Annotated in this window: 24 protein-coding genes; 8 read left to right on the top strand and 16 right to left on the bottom strand. The window is 54.9% G+C overall.

The features are described from left to right. Positions 1-253, bottom strand: a 253-nt coding sequence (locus PHD76_06730; protein ID MDD5261530.1) for a PHP domain-containing protein, incomplete at its 3' end; no start/stop codon positions are given. Positions 254-677: 424 nt separating this feature from the next. Between PHD76_06730 and rpsU the strand changes: the two genes are divergently transcribed. The 4 genes from rpsU (at position 678) to PHD76_06710 (ending at position 4,183) form a co-directional block, all read left to right on the top strand. Next, entirely contained in the window at positions 678-851 is a 174-nt protein-coding gene (gene rpsU, locus PHD76_06725) for a 30S ribosomal protein S21 (GenBank protein MDD5261529.1), read from the top strand. Between the two features lie 104 nt (positions 852-955). Continuing rightward, positions 956-1,861, top strand: coding sequence for a TIM barrel protein (locus PHD76_06720; GenBank protein MDD5261528.1), 906 nt, complete (start codon positions 956-958; stop codon positions 1,859-1,861). After that, the gene (locus PHD76_06715; protein ID MDD5261527.1) at positions 1,825-2,844 is read left to right on the top strand and encodes a lysylphosphatidylglycerol synthase transmembrane domain-containing protein; all 1,020 of its coding nucleotides are present in this window, start codon (positions 1,825-1,827) and stop codon (positions 2,842-2,844) included. Before PHD76_06720 ends, PHD76_06715 begins: the two co-directional genes overlap by 37 nt. Next, the gene (locus tag PHD76_06710; protein ID MDD5261526.1) at positions 2,834-4,183 is read left to right on the top strand and encodes a CCA tRNA nucleotidyltransferase; all 1,350 of its coding nucleotides are present in this window, start codon (positions 2,834-2,836) and stop codon (positions 4,181-4,183) included. Before PHD76_06715 ends, PHD76_06710 begins: the two co-directional genes overlap by 11 nt. A gap of 298 nt (positions 4,184-4,481) precedes the next feature. Here the strand turns inward: PHD76_06710 and PHD76_06705 are convergent, their stop codons facing one another. The 15 genes from PHD76_06705 to PHD76_06635 form a co-directional block, all read right to left on the bottom strand. Next, complete coding sequence (locus PHD76_06705) at positions 4,482-5,021, bottom strand: energy transducer TonB (protein MDD5261525.1); 540 nt, start codon at positions 5,019-5,021, stop codon at positions 4,482-4,484. Between the two features lie 151 nt (positions 5,022-5,172). Next, the gene (locus PHD76_06700) at positions 5,173-5,598 is read right to left on the bottom strand and encodes a biopolymer transporter ExbD (GenBank protein ID MDD5261524.1); all 426 of its coding nucleotides are present in this window, start codon (positions 5,596-5,598) and stop codon (positions 5,173-5,175) included. 3 nt (positions 5,599-5,601) lie between these two features. Next, positions 5,602-6,222 (bottom strand): MotA/TolQ/ExbB proton channel family protein, encoded by a 621-nt coding sequence (locus tag PHD76_06695; protein MDD5261523.1) that lies wholly within the window; start codon positions 6,220-6,222, stop codon positions 5,602-5,604. A 23-nt stretch (positions 6,223-6,245) separates the two neighbouring features. Then, the gene (locus tag PHD76_06690) at positions 6,246-6,632 is read right to left on the bottom strand and encodes a TonB-dependent receptor (GenBank protein MDD5261522.1); all 387 of its coding nucleotides are present in this window, start codon (positions 6,630-6,632) and stop codon (positions 6,246-6,248) included. A 1-nt stretch (position 6,633) separates the two neighbouring features. Further along, the gene (locus PHD76_06685; protein MDD5261521.1) at positions 6,634-7,134 is read right to left on the bottom strand and encodes a hypothetical protein; all 501 of its coding nucleotides are present in this window, start codon (positions 7,132-7,134) and stop codon (positions 6,634-6,636) included. 96 nt (positions 7,135-7,230) lie between these two features. Further along, complete coding sequence (locus tag PHD76_06680; protein MDD5261520.1) at positions 7,231-8,166, bottom strand: hypothetical protein; 936 nt, start codon at positions 8,164-8,166, stop codon at positions 7,231-7,233. 109 nt (positions 8,167-8,275) lie between these two features. Then, positions 8,276-8,674, bottom strand: coding sequence for a hypothetical protein (locus tag PHD76_06675; GenBank protein ID MDD5261519.1), 399 nt, complete (start codon positions 8,672-8,674; stop codon positions 8,276-8,278). 237 nt (positions 8,675-8,911) lie between these two features. Beyond that, positions 8,912-9,910 carry a DUF1980 domain-containing protein gene (locus PHD76_06670; protein ID MDD5261518.1) on the bottom strand — a complete coding sequence of 333 codons (999 nt, stop codon included), beginning with the start codon at positions 9,908-9,910 and terminating at the stop codon, positions 8,912-8,914. Then, on the bottom strand, positions 9,907-10,887 hold the full coding sequence (locus PHD76_06665; GenBank protein MDD5261517.1) for a permease: 981 nt from the start codon (positions 10,885-10,887) through the stop codon (positions 9,907-9,909). Before PHD76_06665 ends, PHD76_06670 begins: the two co-directional genes overlap by 4 nt. Before the next feature lie 49 nt (positions 10,888-10,936). Beyond that, positions 10,937-11,842 carry a metal ABC transporter permease gene (locus PHD76_06660; GenBank protein MDD5261516.1) on the bottom strand — a complete coding sequence of 302 codons (906 nt, stop codon included), beginning with the start codon at positions 11,840-11,842 and terminating at the stop codon, positions 10,937-10,939. Continuing rightward, complete coding sequence (locus tag PHD76_06655; protein ID MDD5261515.1) at positions 11,839-12,600, bottom strand: metal ABC transporter ATP-binding protein; 762 nt, start codon at positions 12,598-12,600, stop codon at positions 11,839-11,841. The genes PHD76_06660 and PHD76_06655 overlap by 4 nt, the downstream gene beginning before the upstream one ends. Positions 12,601-12,605: 5 nt before the next feature. Further along, positions 12,606-13,034: a hypothetical protein gene (locus tag PHD76_06650; GenBank protein MDD5261514.1), complete on the bottom strand. Its 429-nt coding sequence runs from the start codon at positions 13,032-13,034 to the stop codon at positions 12,606-12,608. A gap of 5 nt (positions 13,035-13,039) precedes the next feature. Further along, positions 13,040-13,936, bottom strand: a complete 897-nt coding sequence (locus PHD76_06645; GenBank protein ID MDD5261513.1) for a zinc ABC transporter substrate-binding protein — start codon at positions 13,934-13,936, stop codon at positions 13,040-13,042. Between the two features lie 218 nt (positions 13,937-14,154). Continuing rightward, positions 14,155-14,565 (bottom strand): transcriptional repressor, encoded by a 411-nt coding sequence (locus tag PHD76_06640; GenBank protein ID MDD5261512.1) that lies wholly within the window; start codon positions 14,563-14,565, stop codon positions 14,155-14,157. A gap of 43 nt (positions 14,566-14,608) precedes the next feature. Continuing rightward, the gene (locus PHD76_06635; GenBank protein ID MDD5261511.1) at positions 14,609-15,721 is read right to left on the bottom strand and encodes an LptF/LptG family permease; all 1,113 of its coding nucleotides are present in this window, start codon (positions 15,719-15,721) and stop codon (positions 14,609-14,611) included. A gap of 115 nt (positions 15,722-15,836) precedes the next feature. Between PHD76_06635 and PHD76_06630 the strand changes: the two genes are divergently transcribed. The 4 genes from PHD76_06630 (at position 15,837) to PHD76_06615 (ending at position 18,008) form a co-directional block, all read left to right on the top strand. Continuing rightward, positions 15,837-16,451: an RNA polymerase sigma factor gene (locus tag PHD76_06630; GenBank protein MDD5261510.1), complete on the top strand. Its 615-nt coding sequence runs from the start codon at positions 15,837-15,839 to the stop codon at positions 16,449-16,451. Then, the gene (locus PHD76_06625; protein ID MDD5261509.1) at positions 16,441-16,851 is read left to right on the top strand and encodes a hypothetical protein; all 411 of its coding nucleotides are present in this window, start codon (positions 16,441-16,443) and stop codon (positions 16,849-16,851) included. The genes PHD76_06630 and PHD76_06625 overlap by 11 nt, the downstream gene beginning before the upstream one ends. Further along, positions 16,848-17,303, top strand: coding sequence for a hypothetical protein (locus PHD76_06620; protein MDD5261508.1), 456 nt, complete (start codon positions 16,848-16,850; stop codon positions 17,301-17,303). Before PHD76_06625 ends, PHD76_06620 begins: the two co-directional genes overlap by 4 nt. 252 nt (positions 17,304-17,555) lie before the next feature. Then, positions 17,556-18,008 carry a GatB/YqeY domain-containing protein gene (locus PHD76_06615; protein MDD5261507.1) on the top strand — a complete coding sequence of 151 codons (453 nt, stop codon included), beginning with the start codon at positions 17,556-17,558 and terminating at the stop codon, positions 18,006-18,008. The last annotated feature ends 68 nt before the right edge of the window (positions 18,009-18,076 follow it).

The following is an 18,076-nucleotide window of genomic DNA, read 5'->3' as shown; positions in this document are numbered from 1 at the left end:
GCCCGTTCGGCGAGGTCTTGTCCATGCGATTGCCCGGCGCCATATAGACCTCGCAACCGATGATCGGTTTGATGCCGGCTTTTTTCGCTTCCTGATAAAAATCAATCGCCCCAAACAGATTGCCGTGGTCCGTCAACGCCATCGCGGTCATGCCAAACTCCCGCGCGCGGTCCATCAGATCCGAAATGCGGCACGCCCCGTCGAGCAGGGAGTATTCGGTATGAACATGCAGGTGGACGAAATTGCGCGGCATTGCTTCAGTGTCAGGTTTCAGGTTTTCTGTTTCAAGTTTGAAGATTGAACGGCCAGGATTCCAAGTCACCAAGTTTTGAAGTTTTTTTCACTTCTGAATTCAAAATTCTGAATTCCCACTTTCGGGCTCTCTTTGCGCAAATCAGTTCAATCTGTGGATAAAATGTTCGCACTCCGTCCGCCGCCGCGGACTCTGGCGGATGCTCCCCTTCTTTTTGCGCCTTTTGCCCTTTGCGACTTGGCGTTAAATCTTGTTTTTTTCTGCCTGATTTTCGTCGATTAAGGCCGCTTTTTAGTCGTATCCTGTTGATTTCAAAATACTTACATTAATATTTGACATTGAAAACTTAAATCGATTAGTCTGTACACCCTTTCGCATGACGAAAATACAGGGAGTGAGGTGATTTTTTGTGACAGAAGTAAAATTGAAAAAAGGTGAGTCCGTGGACAAGGCGCTGCGCCGGTTGAAGAAAAAACTCGACCGCGAAGGCACCCTGCGTGAAGTTCGTACCCGGCGTAACCACGAAAAGCCCAGCGACCGCCGCCGACGCAAGGCCAAGGAACCCAAGATCAATTACTGGGGTAATTTCTCCCTGTAAAATTTTTCTTACTTACCAAAAAACCCGGCAGCAACCCTGCCGGGTTTTTTGTTGCCTGTAGCGCCGTTCATAACGGATGATGGGGAACAGCCCTGAAACCAATCATGCTTTCAATATCGACCAGTTGGAATTCCATGCGCCATACCGATGGCCTGGCCATGCTTGAGGAGCTGGCTGGCCTGGGATTTGAATCCGTTGAGTTGAGCCACGGGATCCGTTACAGCCTCTGGCCGGGCATCTTAAAGGCCCTGGAGAATAAAATCGTCCGCATCTGTTCCATGCATAACTTCTGCCCCCTTCCTTTGGGTTATTTGAAGCCCGCGCCCAACTGTTACGAATTTTCCGATCCCAGATCTTCAGGCCGGCAATTGGCCGTCAAGTACACCAAACAAACCATCGACCACGCGGCGGAATTCGGCGCAAAGGCCGTGGTGCTGCACCTGGGGTCTCTTCCGCTCAAAAATCCAAACTCCAAATTTGAACGCCTGACAGCCCGAAACCAGCTCTGCTCGCGGCGCTATGTCAAAAACAAGATCGCTGCCATGCTTGAGCACGAGAAAAAATTTGAGGCTGCCTGGCCGCGGGTGAAGGGGTGCCTCGCCGAACTTCTGGAATACGCAAAGGGCAAAAAAATCCGCCTCGGCCTGGAATCCCGCGAAGGCATCGAGGAAATTCCGGTCGAGAGCCAGTGGGGCAGGATTTTTGAAGAATTGCCGGACGCCGGATACTGGCACGATTTCGGTCACAGCGCCCGGAAGGATTGCCTCGGGTTCATCGACCACGAGTCGGAATTCGGCAAGCGCGCCGCGCGGTTGATCGGCTGCCATGTGCAGGATTTTAAAGGACCCGACCATGACCACATGATCCCGGGCGATGGCGATGTGCCCTTCAAACAATTCTGGGCCCATTTAAAAAACGAACCCTTGTTTGTCCTGGAATTGTCCCCAAGGGTCCCAAAAGAGAAAGTGGAAACATGTCTGAACTGGTGGAAAAAAAACGGTCCGCGCTGAACTGGCAATTGGCGCTGAAAATTGCGGTCACTCTGGCCATTCTGGGCGTCATCGTGGCCAAGTACAACTGGCCCAAAATGTGGAATGAATTGCGCAACGCCGAACCTCGTTGGATTGCGTATGCCTTTATCAGCATTGGCATCGGCTATTTTTGCAGTGCTGTCCGCTGGAGATATCTCCTGCAGGTCCAGCATGTCCGCCTGACCCTGGGGAAAACATGGGTGATGACCATGATCGGAATTTTTTTCAACCAATGCATGCCCGCTTCCACCGGCGGCGATGTCATCAAGATCTTCTACATTCTAAAACAGGCGCCGGACCGCAAAGCCCGCGCCGCCCTTTCCATAGGCATGGATCGGATCTTGGGATTGATCGCCATCCTGACTGTCACCCTCTTGCTCGTGCCGTTTGAATTCAGGCGTCTGTTCGATAATCCCGAAACGCGGCTGTTTATCATCATCCTGGCCTCGATCCTGACCCTGGTTTTTCTGGGCCTGGCTTTTTTGTGGCTGGCCCCGTTGCACCGGCTCCCGGCCTTCGTCCACAGACTTTGGGAAAAGATGCCCAAGCGCGATGTCTTCGAATCGCTCTACGAGGGATACCACGCCCATCGCCTCGCCATCCGCCCCAGCTTGATGGCCGTTCTGTCGGCCGCGCTGGCGGTGTTCCCCATTCTGACCACCGGTTATCTGATCGCGCAGTCACTCCATCTGGATGCCAGCTACGCGCAAATAACCATTTTGTTCGCCATGGTTCTTTGTTCCATCAGCCTCCCCATCAGCTTCGGCGGGCACGGAGTGCGCGAAGCCGCTTTCGTCCTGCTATTCAAGGTGTTCGACATGACCCGCAACGGCCTGCCCGTCAGTGATGAAACGGCTCTTGCCTGCTCGACCCTGTTCCTGCTCCTGGGCGTGGCCTGGAGTTTGATTGGTGGCGTGATCTACCTCTGCTATTCTCACGCCCTGAAAGCCCATGACTCCTGAACTCACGCCCCTCGAGTATCCCCGCACCCCGCTGGCAGTCGCGGCCGGAGAGCTCGTGGACAAACTCACCCGCGCCGGGCACGAGGCCTATTTTGCCGGCGGCTGCGTGCGGGACGCGTTGTTAGGCCGACCGGAAAAGGACATCGATATCGCCACCGCCGCCACCCCGGAACAGGTGCAAAAAATCCTCCCGCGCGTTTCGGATCTGCAGGGAAAATCCTTCGGCGTGCTCCGCGTGCTGGATCATGACCGCGTCTTTGAAGTCGCCACGTTCCGCAAGGACGGGTCCTACAAAGACGGGAGGCGTCCCGATTCCGTCACCTTTACCAACGCCTCCGAAGACGCCCAGCGCCGGGATTTCACCATTAACGGGCTTTTCTACGATCCGCTTAAAAGCCATGTCATCGATTATGTCGGCGGGAGAAAGGACCTCGCTGCGCGCCTGGTCCGCTGCATCGGGCGGGCGGAGGACCGTTTTTCCGAGGATCATCTCCGGCTTTTCCGGGCCATTCGTTTTGCCTCGGAACTGGATTTTGAAATCGAAAAAGAAACCTGGAAAGCCCTTTGCGCCCTGGCGGAGCAGGCCCGCAGCCTTGCGCCCGAACGCGTCCGGGATGAAATCATCAAGTCCCTTGCCGGCTCCCACCCGCTCAAAGCCTTCGACCTGCTCGACCGCAGCGGATTGTTCCGTGTCTGGATTCCGGAGATTGACAAAATGAAGGGCGTGGAACAACCACCCCAATTCCATCCCGAAGGCGATGTCTTCACCCATGTCCGGCTGATGATCGGCCAACTGAAAAATCCGGACCCCATCCTGGCGCTTTCGGTTTTGCTGCACGACATCGCCAAGCCTGACACCTTCACCGTGGACAAGACCGGGCGAATCCGTTTCAACGGGCACGAATCGGTGGGAGCGGTTAAGGCCGAAAATATCCTGCAACGCCTGCGTTTTTCCAATGACACCATCGAGGCTGTCAAAGCCTGCGTTGCCAACCACATGGCGTTCAAAGACGCGCCGCAGATGCGGCTCAGTACCTTGAAACGTTTTCTCGCCCGGCCCTGGTTCGACATCGAGCTCGAACTGCACCGCATCGACTGCCTGTCGAGCCATGCCCTGCTGGACATTTACAAATTCCTGTGCGAGCAGCGTGAAAAGTTTTCAAAGGAAGAAATCAAACCCAAACCGCTGGTCAACGGCAACGACCTTCTGAAGCTGGGCGTCCGTCCGGGCAAGGAACTCGGTCGCCTGCTCACGCAACTGATGGATGAGCAGTTGGAAGGCAAATTTTCAACGCGCGAAGACGGCCTCGCCCGCGCCGCTACCCTGACCAAGAAATAAAATTTAACGCGAAGGGCGTAAGCCGCAAAGACGCGGTTTTGTTTGTTCGACGAGAGCGCGGGCGTCTCGCCTTCAGTGTCCGGCATCCTGCCGGACACACGGTGATTTTACGGCATACCCCTAGACCTGTATGGTGCTCTAACACATGATCTCGCGCAGACGCGGAGGTGGATCGCCATGTGACAAATTTGGACTGCGGCGGCACGACGCCGCTTTCCCTACGGGCGACATGTCGCCCGTTTCAAAGCGCAGACCTGTCTGCGCACTCAAAAGTCCGCCGTGGCGGACGCATTCCATATCATTCACCGCTCAATTGAAACCGCACGGGGATAACGGCTTCGCTTTCGATCTTCGCCCCGCCAAGTGTCGCAGGTATGAATTTCCAATTTTTCACCGCCTTGCAGGCCGATTGATCCAACAAAGGATAGCCGCTGCTCTTTTCAATTTCCAAACTTTCAACATTCCCATCTCCACTGATTTTCACAAGAAGTTGCACGACGCCTTCCTGATGATTTCCTCGGGCTTCGTCCGGGTACAAAGGCGGCTGGTTGTGAAGCGTATTGGGTTTCGCATTCACGCGTACGCCAACAGGTTCCGTGCTGGTTTGCTTCTGGATTTCCATTTTTTGAACGGCCGGTTGATCGACTTGGGGTTCTTCCAGCTCCACCTGGGCCTGAATCACCATATCCTGCGGAACCGAAACGCCCGCACCAAGGCCCAGGTCGAGCTTGGCACTGTGGATCAAAAAACCGCCCGCAAACAAAACCGCCAGATGCAGAACCAGCGACGCGCCCTGCCCCAGCCAACCGGCCTTATCCAAATCCCAAAATTTATTCATATATTCCAGTTTTAAGTCTTAAGTTTGTAAGTTTTAAGTTTCCTGTTGGCTCTCAGCTTTCAGCGTTCGGTCTTCAGTTATGCTTCTGAATCCAAAAAATGATGCTTCTTTGCGTGCGCCTCAGCCGCATTGCGTCTTTGCGTTAAATTTCCTATCCGTGGTTCAATTGCTTTTGCGTGCGGATAATCAGCTTCGTCAACCCATGGTTGCGGGCTTGGTCGAAGACTTCGACCACTTTTCCAAAAACGCAGCCGTAATCGCCCTGCACAATAATGACAGTCTCCGGCGCAACTCGTTTCAAATCGGCCAGACGGGCTCCGAGCTGCTCCATCGAAAGCACTTGTTGATCGGCATAGATGTGGCCGTCTTTGGTGATCGAGAGTGTCACTTGCTGCGGTCTGTCCGCAATCGGCCTGGCCGAATTGGAAGCCGGCAATTTTAATTCGATGCCCTGGTTATGAATCATCGACAGTGACACCATCATGAATGTCGCCAGCAGGAAAAACATGACATCGATGAACGGAATGATTTCGATCCGCGGACGGCGCTTGGAACGGGGTGATGCAAGTTGTGCCATAGATCAAGCTCCTGTGGAAATTGAGCGGCGTTTGGCCACCAAAAGTTCCAGTCGCGTCATGGCCGATTCCAATTGGCGCCGGGCCCGTTCCATCCGCGCGTTGAGGTAATTCAAGGGTATGATGGCTACAATGGCCACCGCCAGTCCGAACGAAACCGCAATCAGACATTGCGAAATACCGCCCGTAATCACTTCCTGTTTTGTAGCTACCTCACCGGTGCCGACCACTCCGAAGGCATGGATCATTCCCAGAACCGTGCCTAACAATCCAAGCAAAGGCCCGAGTGTAACGGCTGTATCCAACACGACCAAACCGCGGTTGTAATGGTCCAGCTCGGCACTGGCTGCTTCCAACATCGCCTCGGAAAGCGAGGTTTCACGGTGTTTGAGCCCCTCCGTCAAAATACTGGCGATTACATCCCTGGCCCTTTCGCCGGATTCGGCGGCCTCAGCCAGCTTGCCGTGTTCAACCAAACCGAAGATCCGCTGAACAGCCGCCGGGTCCCGCCTTCGGGCCTCGATGAGTAAAAAAAATATTCGTTCAAACACAACACCGATTGTCACGATCGAGAGAATCAGAATCGGCCACATGATCGGACCACCTTTTATGAACAGTTGCATCATAGTTATTCCTTATTTTGTATTTCTTAAAACTCCCATGTTAACCCGCCATAAAATCCGCGCCGCGCACCATATTGAGGTGCGCCCACACCGATGCCGGAGCCGTCCCGTAATTGCCAAATCTGATCAAAGAGATTGATGATATCAAAACGGGCTTTGAAATGGTCCAAGTCGGCAAATTTGAATGTTTGCTCAAACCCGATGTTCACATTGTCATAAACGGGCAGGCTGGCCCCGTTCGGAATGTTCGAACCGTCGTCCGCAGTCGCATCGGCACGCAATCCGCTGCCAACAATCACCTCCACATAAGGACTGGTTTCATTCAACTGCCAGGAGAGCCCCGCCGATGCGGTGAACTCCTGATCGTGGTCGGGATAGACGCTGTGCGAGTTGATATAGTTATAATCTGCCATATTAACCAGGACGGCTTGGGCACGAATTCACACCCGTGCCGGTGCCATGCTCATACGCCATGTTTCCATACGCGGTAAATCCGTTCTTCACATAATTGTTGCTGAGTTCCAGCCCATGGATTTCACCGTGACGGTAATTGAAGGCGCTCAGAATCGGGGCGGTCCCGAACTGGCCGTCGTCCAGCAGATTTTGCGCAATCTTGTAATAACCATCAAGACCAATCTGGTATTCGGGCGTGAACTTATACGTCATGCCTGCGTCAAAATAGTGGGAACGCTCCGACATGACCGGACCGTTGGGCAATCCTGCCGTCGCGGCGTTGCTGGTGCCGGCGAATTGGCTGACCGCACCGACAGGCGCATTTTCAAGCGGTGGCGGCGTAAAATAGCTCGCATATCCCGCGTGAAATGCGGTGTCATGGCTGAGGTTAGTGACATGAAATGGCAGGCTGCTTTGAATTGGTGGGTTTCGGTTCCGATTGATTATTACTTGGACTCGCATCCTGGCTGTATCCGCAAACTCAAGGCTGCCTTTAGACGGGCCGGATGGCATAAGCCAATCCCGCTGCCGCCAAACAAGATTGTTATTTCATGAGTTTTAAAAAGCCACGCTCAGGCCGAGTTTAAAAAATACCGGGGCGACCAGTTGGCTCCCCCTCACATAGTCATACGCCGTAAATTCAGCGGCGGCATGCAGCATGACCGGGTGCAGGTCAAATTCCAGACCAGGCGACAGCAAGACGCGTTCAAAGCCGGACGCAACCGGATTTGCAGCATTGGGGCCACTATCGCTGGTTCTGTAGGAACCGATGATCTGCGCCAGCGGCTTGATTTTCAGTTTCCCAATGGCCAGCCCGTTGTATTGGATGCCGGTAGCCGTATCAATTTCTGTGCCGGGCCAATAGCCTTCCTGCTCAAGAACAGGCAAATCCAGATGAGCCTGCATAAAACAGCTCCATAGATTGTCGCTTGTAAGTCTTTGTACATGATAGGCGCCAAAGAGCAGGTCTGTGCTGCCGGTTCCAATCTGGGTGTCCCGATCCACGTCCCCATAGGCATCATTGTGCGAATAATCGCCGCTGGGCAACTTGAATCCGAACGTGATTCCGGTGGACATGTCAGGGGCAAAGCCGCTGTAGATGCCCTCGATCCGGAGATCGCCGATGTCGTTCCAGTTGACCGAAACCGGGTCGCTGCCGCCGGCTCCGCCGGTGGTGCTGAAATTCCGAAACGCATGCGGGATTTCGGCACGGATGCCCCAACTGGCGCTGAACATGTACTGCAGGCCCAGCGTGATGAACTGGGTCTGGATTTTTTTATCGTTGTTGTTTTCCGCAGGCGCCCTGGAATCGCCGCTATAATCGGTATTTTGATTTTGATAGGCATAGTCCACGTACAACAAGCCTCCCGCACCCGACGGGAACATGGAAACATTGCCCATCTCAAGAACATCACAACCACAGGCGCAGCACCATGCCTTGCCCGCCAACATCGTACTAAGGAACAAGATCGAAAAATAATGAATCACTCTCATAGCAAACTCCTGATAATTTTGTATTAACTGCAATTCATGAACCGGCCTGCCGCGAAGCAACAGATGGCTCACTTAATTTACAAGACACGGCCGCATGGCCGCGGATGGATCAGGAGATCCGCTTGGGCGGTGGAACCGGCGGAGTTTCAGAACGGGTGTGAAAGCCAATCAAATCCCAGGGTAACAGAGGCCGTGTGGGAATTCCACGCGGGGATGATGCGGTAGTTTGCGCGATACAGGTCGCCGATTTTTTATCGGTTTTGGATGCCTGCTGCTGTTGTTTGTCCGGCTGCGTGGATTCCTTGTGCAGACCCGCGGCAACTTTTTTGCACATGGGGCATGGGTGCCTTCCATCAAACGTTTCCTCCACGCCCTTCTGCAAGCCGTGAATGCGGGAGTAATCCAGTACCATGCCGGTCCAGGCAACGGTTTGCAGCACAGCCCAGTGCCCGCCCGCCAGATACAGGCAGAGCCAGAGACTGAGAAGGCATCCCAAGCGGCGCAGCATGGATGCTGCATATACGGAACGTTGTTTCTTCGCAAGCCCGAAAAGTACAAGGGAATAACCAAAGTTTCAGCTTTGAAGTTTTCAGTTTCAAGTCTCTACTTCCCCATCCTGTTATTCGTTGTGAAAGCTATTTTTTGCGTCTTTTGCGCTTTTTTGCGGCCAAATCGTTTGCTTGATATCCAAAGCGGTGTCGCGCTGCACTTGCCACCGCACTCCATATCCGTGGTTCAAATGGTTTCAATATAAAAACGTTTCCTCAGGCGCCTTCGTTCGCGCCGCCTTGTCTGCTGTAACCACGGCAATCATGTTGTCGCCGTGTTTTTCAAACGCCACCTTCCCAACAACCTCCAGCCATTCCATTTCCTTCGGCTTTGTAAAGTCTGGCAGTCTTTTTACATCCACCTGCACATTGACAGGCCGCGCGTCAGCCGCACAACAGACCATGAGCAGACGCGTTAAATTGAAACGTGAATCGCCCGCTTCTCCCGGCAGCAAGGGCATATATTGCCCAATCAAAACAATCGATTTGCCAATATAGTCCTTCTGGCCGGTCGAATCATACGCGGCACAGAACAAATCCAGCACCGTGGCGGGTATATTCCCGTTTTTATCAGGCTGCAGGGTCTGATCTTCACCCGGTTGCATGTCTGTTTGATTGTTCGCCACATTCTGCTGGATCGCCACTTCATTCTGGTGAATGGCCAGAATATCAACTGTTGTCAGGCCTGTGTTCGACATGGAGGTAGTACTGTCGGCGGGTATTTGCTCTTCTGAAGCCGGAGGCACGCCTTTCTTCGGCAAAGGCTCGCTAAAACCATCATCGGGTACTTGGCGGGCCACGCTTCTGGAAGGGATGGAAGCAACGTTTTGAATCTGCTCGGAATTGCGCACTTTGACCGCGCCATAGCCATTGGGCGCAATCCAGGCTGCAAGGCCAAAGGGCAGCAGCAAAATCAGAAAAACAAACCAGGCCCGGATATTCATCACGCCCTCGTGTCCGCAGTCGTCATGGGAATGCTCTTCATGCCCGCCATGCACAACCGAGTCGCATTCGCCCGGCAACAGCAGCATGCAACCCGCGGCCAGCAACAACAGCACCCCGGTCACCAGAACCAGCATGTGGAAATTGGGATGCAAAAACGATGACAGCCGTCCGCTGGCTTTCAGATAAATCATCACCCCGCCCCATTCGATGAGGACCAGCGCCGACAAGAGTTCGCGGGTTTTGATTTTCATAATCGGAAAATCCGGGTGGCCGCAAGGCACAGGATTCCAATCGTCACAAATAAAAACACCAGCAGTTGCAGCGTGAACCGCTTCTTGAACACCAGGCCGTACATGAACAGCAATTTGATGTCCATCATCGGCCCCAGCACGATGAAGGCCAGCTTGGACGCCAGCGGAAACAACGTAAAATTGGCGGCGATAAAGGCGTCCGAAGTGCTGCAAAGCGACAGCGCCATGGCCAGCAACATCATGCCGGGCGTTGCCGCCAACGGATTATTTGCCAGCGGCGCGATGAAACTCTTGTTCACCGCGGTGTTGAACACGCTGGCCAGGGCCGCTCCAATCACAAGGTAAAAGGCCACGTCCAGAAAGTCAGTGGTGGCACAACGCATGGCGGCCAGCAGTTTTCCAAAAAAAGTCTTCCGGCTTTTCCCATCATGAGGCTCGTGCTCGCAGCAACGCTCATCATCGCAGGCAGGATCTCCGTCCTTGTCTGTTTCTCCTGCCAGCTTCGGCACACGCGCCAATGTTGCGCTGTTCAACATCCGCTCCAGTGGAAGCCGCGAGACCAGCAATCCAACACCGACCGCCACCACAAAACCCAGCACCAAGCGAAACAACATCACCCCCATCGGATGCTGGCCCCGGAACGCGGCATAGGTGCTCGCCGCCACAATCGGGTTGACGATCGGCGCGGCCAGCAGATAGGTCAACGCCGCCGGCACCGGATATCCTTTGCCGATCATGCGCCGTATCACGGGAACTATGCCACATTCGCACATCGGGAAAAATACGCCCAGCACTCCGCTCATGCCGATGGCTAAAACGTGATTGCGGGGCAGATGTTTTTGCAGGCTGTCGGCGGAGACAAAGCTGTCCACCAACCCGCTCAACAACGTGCCGATAAACATGAACGGCACGCCTTCGAGCAAAATGCTCAGGAACGAGATCGAAAAATCATTCAGGCTGAATTCAAACCACGGCACGCAAACCTGCCTTTCTTCCAAAACCAATCAAGCACGCTTGCCCGTTCCGTCAATGGTGATGGCCCTGCGAATCCTGCCATCGCGCCAGGGATTCTCCATGCAGATGGCGCCCATGTATAAAACGGTGCAGCACACCGTACTTGGGGCTGAACAGGTAAGCCGCAAAAAACATCAAACCCAGCAGCAAAACAATGCAGGCTCCGGCGGGCAGGTTCAGCCAATACGAGACCAGCAGACCGGTGCAGGACCCGAAAAGCCCCACGAGTCCGCCGCCCCAAAACAACGCGGCACAGGAATCGCTGAACAAATACACCGTGGCGGCCGGGGCCACCAAAAGCCCCAGAGCCAGGATCACGCCCACGGCCTGCAGGGACGAAATCATGGCCAGCACCAACAGCGTCACGAGCAGGTAATTCAGGAACGCGACCGGTACCCCCTGGGTCCGCGCCACCGACGGTTCGAACAGCATCAAAAACAGCGGTCGCTGCAACAACACCAGCAGCGGCAGGGTCACGAAACTGATGCCATACGTCGTCCAAAGATCTGAATTGGACAAGCCTAGAATATTGCCGAAGAGATAGTGGTTCAGCTCAACCTGGACCCTGGCAAATTTCAACAACACAATACCGGCGGCAAACGCCAGCGTGAACAGCACGGCCAGGGCCGTCTCCTCCTTCACGCGGGAGGATCGGGCGATCAATTGCGAACCCAAAGCCACGAGCAACGCCGCCACCAAGGCCCCGCAGAACAGGCTCGCCGACGAGGCAAGACCGAACAACATCACCCCCACGGCCAGGCCGGGCAGCAGCGAGTGCGACAACGCGTCCGCCATCAGCGCCATGCGGCGCAACACGATGAATGCGCTCAGAAATCCGTTGGTAAACCCAACCAGAGCGCAACCTAACAATGCGCGCTGCATGAATTCATGCTGGAAAGGTTCGAACAGCCAGTTCATGACTCCACCTTTTCGTGGCCTGAAAAAACCCGGGTTTCAAAAGTCTTCTGCAAATTTTCCTTGTTGAAGACGGCAGCGGTTTCGCCAAAAGCCACCAGTTCACCGTTGAGCAGGAGTATTTTGTCGAAAAGGTAGGGCGCGTTTTGAAGATCGTGGGATGAGGCAACAACAAGGTTGCCCGCGGCGGCCAGTTCACGCAGCGTACGGGCCAGTGTTTCCTGCGAGGGACGGTCCAGACCGGCAAACGGTTCATCCAACAAAAAGACATGCGCCTGCTGAGCCAGAGACCGGGCCAGGAACACCCGCTGTTGCTGGCCGCCGGAAAGGGCATTGATCTGGCGCTCAGCCAGGTCATCCAGCTCCATCGCCGCCAACGCCGTGCTGACATTTTTCTGTTCCTCATCGCCAAACTTGCGCCACCAACCCAACCGCTTGTAACAGCCCATCTCCACCAAACCGCGCACCGTCACCGGAAAGTCCCAATCCACATTCTCGCGTTGCGGCAGGTAGGCAATCTCGCACCCGGCGCCGCGCATCCTGTGGCCGTGGAAACGAACCACGCCTGTCTCCAGCGGCAACAATCCGGCGAGGGCCTTCAGCAGCGTGGTTTTGCCGCCACCGTTGGGTCCCAACAGGGCCACGCTGTGCCCGCAGGGAATGGACAAGCTGATGTGATGCACCGCCGGCACGCGGTTGTACGCCACGGTCAGGTCCTGGATCTCCAGCCGGTGTGTTTCCATTTTATTGTCAGGTTTCATCCGGGTTAGGGGAAAGTTAGAATTTCATCGATCGCGCCTTTACCCCAAACGGTTTTATGCAGGCTTGCCCCTTCCGGTGTTTGCACATCCAGACGTACTGCCGTTTCCGGCGTTCCTTCAGGCCACTGCGCTTTCAATTCCAAGTCAATCCCTTCCTTCGGGAATGGAATGCCGAGCTCTGTTTTGAACGACTCGGCCCCGTTCACAGAAGGGTTCCACAAGGTTTTTCCCAAATACAACAACCGGAAACTGCGGGGGGCATGGACAAATTTCAGGTGGACTGACAATTTTTTAGCGGGTTCATTTGCCGCTATTTCGGGCGCCACAGTTGCAACCGGAGCGCCATGACTGCGGGTCAATCGCCACAAGGGCAGAGCCGCCAGCAACAGCAGGGCAAGCACCACACAAGTCCGGATTAAAGGAGAGCCGCGCACAGGATTTATTTCAATGCATTCACAAGGGTCAGGACATTGTGTTTGAACATTCCCTCGTAGGTCGCGGCGTCCCCGTTCTCTGCACCCAGGCCGTCCGCATACAATTTACCGCCCGGCACCGCTCCGCTTTCCCTGGTGATCTCAGTGATCACCTTGGGATTTTCAATACTCTCGAAAAACACGGCTTTGACATGTTCCCGTTTGATCATCTCGATGATCCGGGCCACTTTTTGGGAGGACGGCTCATCTTCCGTGCTGAGGCCTTGGATCGGGTAAATTGCAAATCCGTATTCCGCTGCGAAATAGTGGAACGCGTCATGCGAGGTTACCAGTTTGCGCCGGTCCCTCGGAAGCAATGCAATTCCCCTGCGGGCCCAACTCTCAAGCGCGTCCAATCGGGCAATATAAAGGTCTGCATTGTGTTCGTAAGCGGCTTTTCCTTTCGGATCGAGTCCCTCCATCGCTCTCCCTAACACGCGCGTGGCTTGCTTCATGTTTTCAATGCTGTGCCACCAGTGCGGATCTTCCTCCTGCTTTCCCGTGCCGCCTTCGACGGCTTCTTCATCCTGTACTTTCGGCGAGGGCAGCAAATTACCAACCTCGAGCAATACGGCCTTGGTCCCGGCACTCTGCCGCAACTTGCTGACATAATTTTCCAAATGGCGGCCCAGGGTCAGAACCAGGTCTGCGCGCGCAACCACCTTGAGATCTTCCGGCGTCGGCTCGAACGCATGCGGGTCCACCCCCGGTCCGACCAGTCCTGCAACCTGAACCCGGTCTCCGCCCACTTCGCGGGCGATTTCCGTTGTGATGGTGGAAAAGCTGGCGATCTGCACGGGGGCGGCCTCGCAGGCTGCGACTGCAAACAGACAGATAAAAATCAAGGCACGCGCCAAGTTCATGGTTTTTGATCCTATGATATTGATAAATTATTATCAATAATTAAATGCGCCGCACGGCGTTCCAATTCTCTGCATTTTCCGTTCAATACCGAAACACAATCCGCGCCTTCAGCGCTCGGATGCTTTACCCTTCTCCTTCGTGCCTTCGTGTGAGACCCGCTTTGCTTTCAAGAGTTTGAGATGGAGTAAGAGTAGGATTAAGAGCAAGAGTAAGATTTTTATCCGGCGCGCTTCTTCCGATTGCAGGCCGGACAGAGGCCGGACAACGTGATTTCGTGCCCTTCCAACTTGTATCCCCGGGGCAGCATCCTTTCCACAGCGGACGATAACAGGCAACCGCTCAAGTCATCCACCCTTCCACATTTGCGGCATTGGAAATGGTGATGATGCCCCCGGCTCGCAGGCTCATAACGCGTCTCCCCGCCAGGCAGGGCCACCGGAAGAATCAAGCCCGCATCCTGCAACAAGTTCACGGTGCGATACACGGTCGCTATCCCCACCTTGAGCCCCTTTTTTTGCGAGCGCTCATGAATTTGCGGAACCGAAAGCGGGCCGCCCGCGCTTTCCAAAACGCGCAGAATACTGTCGCGCTGCCGTGTCTGCCGTTGTCCAACTTGCGGGGCTGTCACAATTTTTCCTGTTGCAGATAAGAAATCCTTTGAGGCATGCAGGTTAAAGCGGATGCCGGTTGACGCGCCACAAGAGCCAGATTCCGGCGGACTGAAAAATCAGGTTGGGCGTCCAGACAATCAACTCGGGCCAGGCCGAGGCGGTTTCCCTCAACGCCATCGCCACCACCACCATCAGGTAATAAAAGATGAAAATCGCGATGCCCATGACAAAACCGATCGACGTCTCCTTGCGCCCGGTTGTTATCGCCAGCGGTATGCCGACCAGCACAAATGTGAAACAGGCCATCGGAAATGCCAGCCGTTTCTGCAATTCCGTCAACAGCGGCGTAAAATTCAACCCGGTCGCGTTCGACGAAAATATCCGGTACCGCAGCTCCCCGAACGTCATGACATTGACCGTCTTCACCCGGGACGTGTCCAGCATGTCACCCAGCGGGACCCGGATCGGCAATTGCGCCGCCCTCATGCCGGACTGGATCTGGTTCAGCACAGTCGGATCCGCCCCACGCTCCTCCTGCCGGGCGTTGAACAGCGTGATGGTCAGGGTCATGTCCTGCAAGTCCGCGTTCAAAATCCCGCGGTCGGCCCTCATACTGCGCTTGGGCAGCCCATTCGGCCCCATTTCCCAGATATACACGCCCTCAACCGTGTTGCCGTATTTCTTGTCCACGTACAAATTAAAGCCGTTGAATTTCGTGATCGGCTCCTGGGCCCGGATCAACACGGTGGGATTGTTGCGGCCCATATCGACCAGCATCGTTTTGAAAGTGGTCATGCAGGTCGGGGCCAGCATGGCATTGTTGTAAAAACAGACCAGGCTCATGAAGATGCTGAACAAAACCACTGGCGCAATAAACGGGATCAACCCAAGGCCGGACGAACGGATGATCTGGATCTCCTGGTCATGCGACATCCTGCCGAACACCAGCAGCACCGCCACCAGCAGGCCCAGCGGTATGGTGACGGTCAGGGCCTGCGGCAAAAGCAGGGCCAGCATTTTCAAAATAATCAGAAAGGGAATGTCATTGTCCATCAAGAGGCCGAAGATCCGTTTCGACCCGTCCAGAAGCAGGATAATGCTGGTCAAGACCCCGATGGCCGCAAAAGCCGCCATCAAAACCTGCCTGAATACATATCGATGAAGAATCTTCACGTGAGCCTGGAGGCTGCCTCTTTTAGTTGCCAAACCATAGGGATTCGGAATAAATAGGGTTTATCTTCCAATTTAGCAAGCAGCCGCACAGCACCATTATTTTTTCACCATTCGCATGAATCCGGATCCCTCCAACAACGTCCAAAACACAGGAGCGGGGTCTCATGACGAATCCTGGCTGCCGGGGGCTCGCGAGGGCCGTGAGGAGGCTTGGGCGGAAATACACCGCCATTATTATAAAGGACTTTGGAGTGCCGTGAACCAGATTTTACATGATGAAACATTGTCCGAGGACGTGGTCCAGGAGGCGTTTTTAAAGGCGTACCGGCAAATCCGCCGCTTCGAAGGCCATTCCCGCTTCAGCACCTGGCTTTACCGCATCGCCCTCAACCAGGCGTACGACGTCCTGCGCAAAACCAAACGGAGAAGCAAATATCTCGGCCTTTTCCCCGTGCAGGAAGAAGACGAAACCGTACCGCTGGAGGCAATCGACCCCCACACACCCATCGACGATGTGGAGCGCGCCGACCACCAACTCGCCCTCTCAAAAGCCCTGGCCACACTGGCGCCCGAACATCGCGCAGTGGTGGAATTGCGACTCGTGCAGGGATTTTCAACCGATGAAACCGCGCAAATTTTAAAGTGCAGGCGTGGGACCGTTCTTTCCCGCCTGTTTTACAGCTGCCAACGCCTGAAAAAAGTGTTAGAAAAATACCGCCATGAACTTTGAATCCTTCGAAAAAGAATTGCAAAAGCTGGACTCCGCTTCCGGCAAGGAGGAATCAAACGATTCTCTGGCCGGCCTGCGCTCCAAACTCCGCCAGTCAGCATCCGCCGACTCACGCTCGGATCAGCATCAAGCCTGGGCCTGGACCCGGCTCCGCGAACAGCTCCACAATCCGGAACGCGCGCAAACATCCATGTGGCCCTGGTTGACGTGGAAATGGCTGCTGCCGGCGGCGGGCGCGGCGGCCCTGGGCCTCACCCTGTGGTGGATGAACAGCGATGACAGCTCCGACCTGACGCCGCTTGATTCCAATATTTACGCCTCGTCTTTCCACATGAAAAACGCAGCGGCGGATGTCCTCTGGGTCGAAGGCTATGACTCGACAGCCGGATCGTTGCCATGAACCAACCGGCGCGCATCTTCCTGCCGGCCCTCATGGGCTGCCTCCTGATGGTCAGCGGCTGCGCCCATAAGGAAACCACGGGAGGCACTCCGGCTGTCGTGGTTTATCTGTTCCAAGGCCAGAACGAAGGCATTCCGGACGAACTGGGGCATGACCCGCAACTGCGCGGCAATCTGGTCAAACTGTTCGGCTACACCCATTACCGCAAGCTGGGAGAAGCCAGGGGCAGCCTGACCAGCACGCAGGAAATCGATTTGAAGCCATCGACTCTTTTTTCCATCCGCCTGGCGCCCTGCACCAAGAAGGCCGACCGCCTGAGTTTTGCCTTGTTGCGGGATGACAAACTGGTGCTGAGAGGCCGCTACATTCCCAAACCCGGAGTGCCTCTCATCATCCGCGGTCCGCATTATCAAAGCGGCAACCTGATCCTGATCCTGAACACATACAAATGACATTTCACCACGAAGACTCGAAGGAACACATTTTGGACAGGATTAACAGGATAAGAGGCAGTGAAACCGCAAAAGACACGAAAATCACGAACAAGAAATAAGCTGGTTGTCAGTTCCTATTTGCTCTTTTCGTGCCTTTAGTGTTTTTCGTGGTTAAAAAATTTTCACCCTTTGCGTCTTCGCGCCTTTGCGTTAAAATTCCCCAGCTAAATTCGTTTGCCCCGCAGCGGGATTCCGCGCATCATCTCCCCCATGAGTCTTCTCGAACAAATTGATTCCCAGCTCAAGGACGCCATGCGCGCCAAAGACCTCGACAAGGCCAATGTCCTGCGCAGCCTGAAATCCGCGGGCAAATACATGGCCATCGAAAAATACGGGGCCGACAGCCAGCCGACGGATGAAGACCTCATGACCGCCGCGCGCAAGGAAATCAAAAAGCGCGTCGAAGCCATTGAGAGTTTTGAAAAGGCCGGACGCCCCGATGTTGCCGCCAAGGAAAAAATCGAAAAGACGCTTCTCGAAACTTTCCTGCCCGCCGCATTGTCAGAGGCCGAAGTGGAACAAATCGTCAAAGCGGCCATTGCCGAAACCGGCGCCACCGGCAAAGCGCAGATGGGGCTTGTGATGAAAGCCGCGCTCGCAAAAGCCGCCGGCCGCGCAGACGGCAAACAAGTCAGCACCCTGGTCAACAAACTCCTGGCTTGAGCATCTTCCTGATGAGGAAGCGCCGAAGGATCGCCTAATAGAGACCGAATCGGCTTGGCTTAATCCAG

Source organism: Candidatus Methylacidiphilales bacterium (assembly GCA_028713655.1).
Classification (GTDB): domain Bacteria; phylum Verrucomicrobiota; class Verrucomicrobiia; order Methylacidiphilales; family JAAUTS01; genus JAQTNW01.
The sequence above is the reverse complement of the archived record's forward strand: the minus strand, read 5'-3'. Positions and strand labels throughout refer to the sequence as shown.

Bases quoted from the DNA above. Each gene is read 5' to 3' on its own strand.
- PHD76_06720 (MDD5261528.1), top strand. From the start codon at position 956: ATGCTTTCAATATCGACCAGTTGGAATTCCATGCGCCATACCGATGGC.
- PHD76_06715 (MDD5261527.1), top strand. From the start codon at position 1,825: ATGTCTGAACTGGTGGAAAAAAAACGGTCCGCGCTGAACTGGCAATTG.
- PHD76_06710 (MDD5261526.1), top strand. From the start codon at position 2,834: ATGACTCCTGAACTCACGCCCCTCGAGTATCCCCGCACCCCGCTGGCA.
- PHD76_06705 (MDD5261525.1), bottom strand. From the start codon at position 5,021: ATGAATAAATTTTGGGATTTGGATAAGGCCGGTTGGCTGGGGCAGGGC.
- PHD76_06700 (MDD5261524.1), bottom strand. From the start codon at position 5,598: ATGGCACAACTTGCATCACCCCGTTCCAAGCGCCGTCCGCGGATCGAA.
- PHD76_06695 (MDD5261523.1), bottom strand. From the start codon at position 6,222: ATGATGCAACTGTTCATAAAAGGTGGTCCGATCATGTGGCCGATTCTG.
- PHD76_06690 (MDD5261522.1), bottom strand. From the start codon at position 6,632: ATGGCAGATTATAACTATATCAACTCGCACAGCGTCTATCCCGACCAC.
- PHD76_06685 (MDD5261521.1), bottom strand. From the start codon at position 7,134: ATGCGAGTCCAAGTAATAATCAATCGGAACCGAAACCCACCAATTCAA.
- PHD76_06680 (MDD5261520.1), bottom strand. From the start codon at position 8,166: ATGAGAGTGATTCATTATTTTTCGATCTTGTTCCTTAGTACGATGTTG.
- PHD76_06675 (MDD5261519.1), bottom strand. From the start codon at position 8,674: ATGCTGCGCCGCTTGGGATGCCTTCTCAGTCTCTGGCTCTGCCTGTAT.
- PHD76_06670 (MDD5261518.1), bottom strand. From the start codon at position 9,910: ATGAAAATCAAAACCCGCGAACTCTTGTCGGCGCTGGTCCTCATCGAA.
- PHD76_06660 (MDD5261516.1), bottom strand. From the start codon at position 11,842: ATGAACTGGCTGTTCGAACCTTTCCAGCATGAATTCATGCAGCGCGCA.
- PHD76_06655 (MDD5261515.1), bottom strand. From the start codon at position 12,600: ATGAAACCTGACAATAAAATGGAAACACACCGGCTGGAGATCCAGGAC.
- PHD76_06645 (MDD5261513.1), bottom strand. From the start codon at position 13,936: ATGAACTTGGCGCGTGCCTTGATTTTTATCTGTCTGTTTGCAGTCGCA.
- PHD76_06630 (MDD5261510.1), top strand. From the start codon at position 15,837: ATGAATCCGGATCCCTCCAACAACGTCCAAAACACAGGAGCGGGGTCT.
- PHD76_06625 (MDD5261509.1), top strand. From the start codon at position 16,441: ATGAACTTTGAATCCTTCGAAAAAGAATTGCAAAAGCTGGACTCCGCT.
- PHD76_06620 (MDD5261508.1), top strand. From the start codon at position 16,848: ATGAACCAACCGGCGCGCATCTTCCTGCCGGCCCTCATGGGCTGCCTC.
- PHD76_06615 (MDD5261507.1), top strand. From the start codon at position 17,556: ATGAGTCTTCTCGAACAAATTGATTCCCAGCTCAAGGACGCCATGCGC.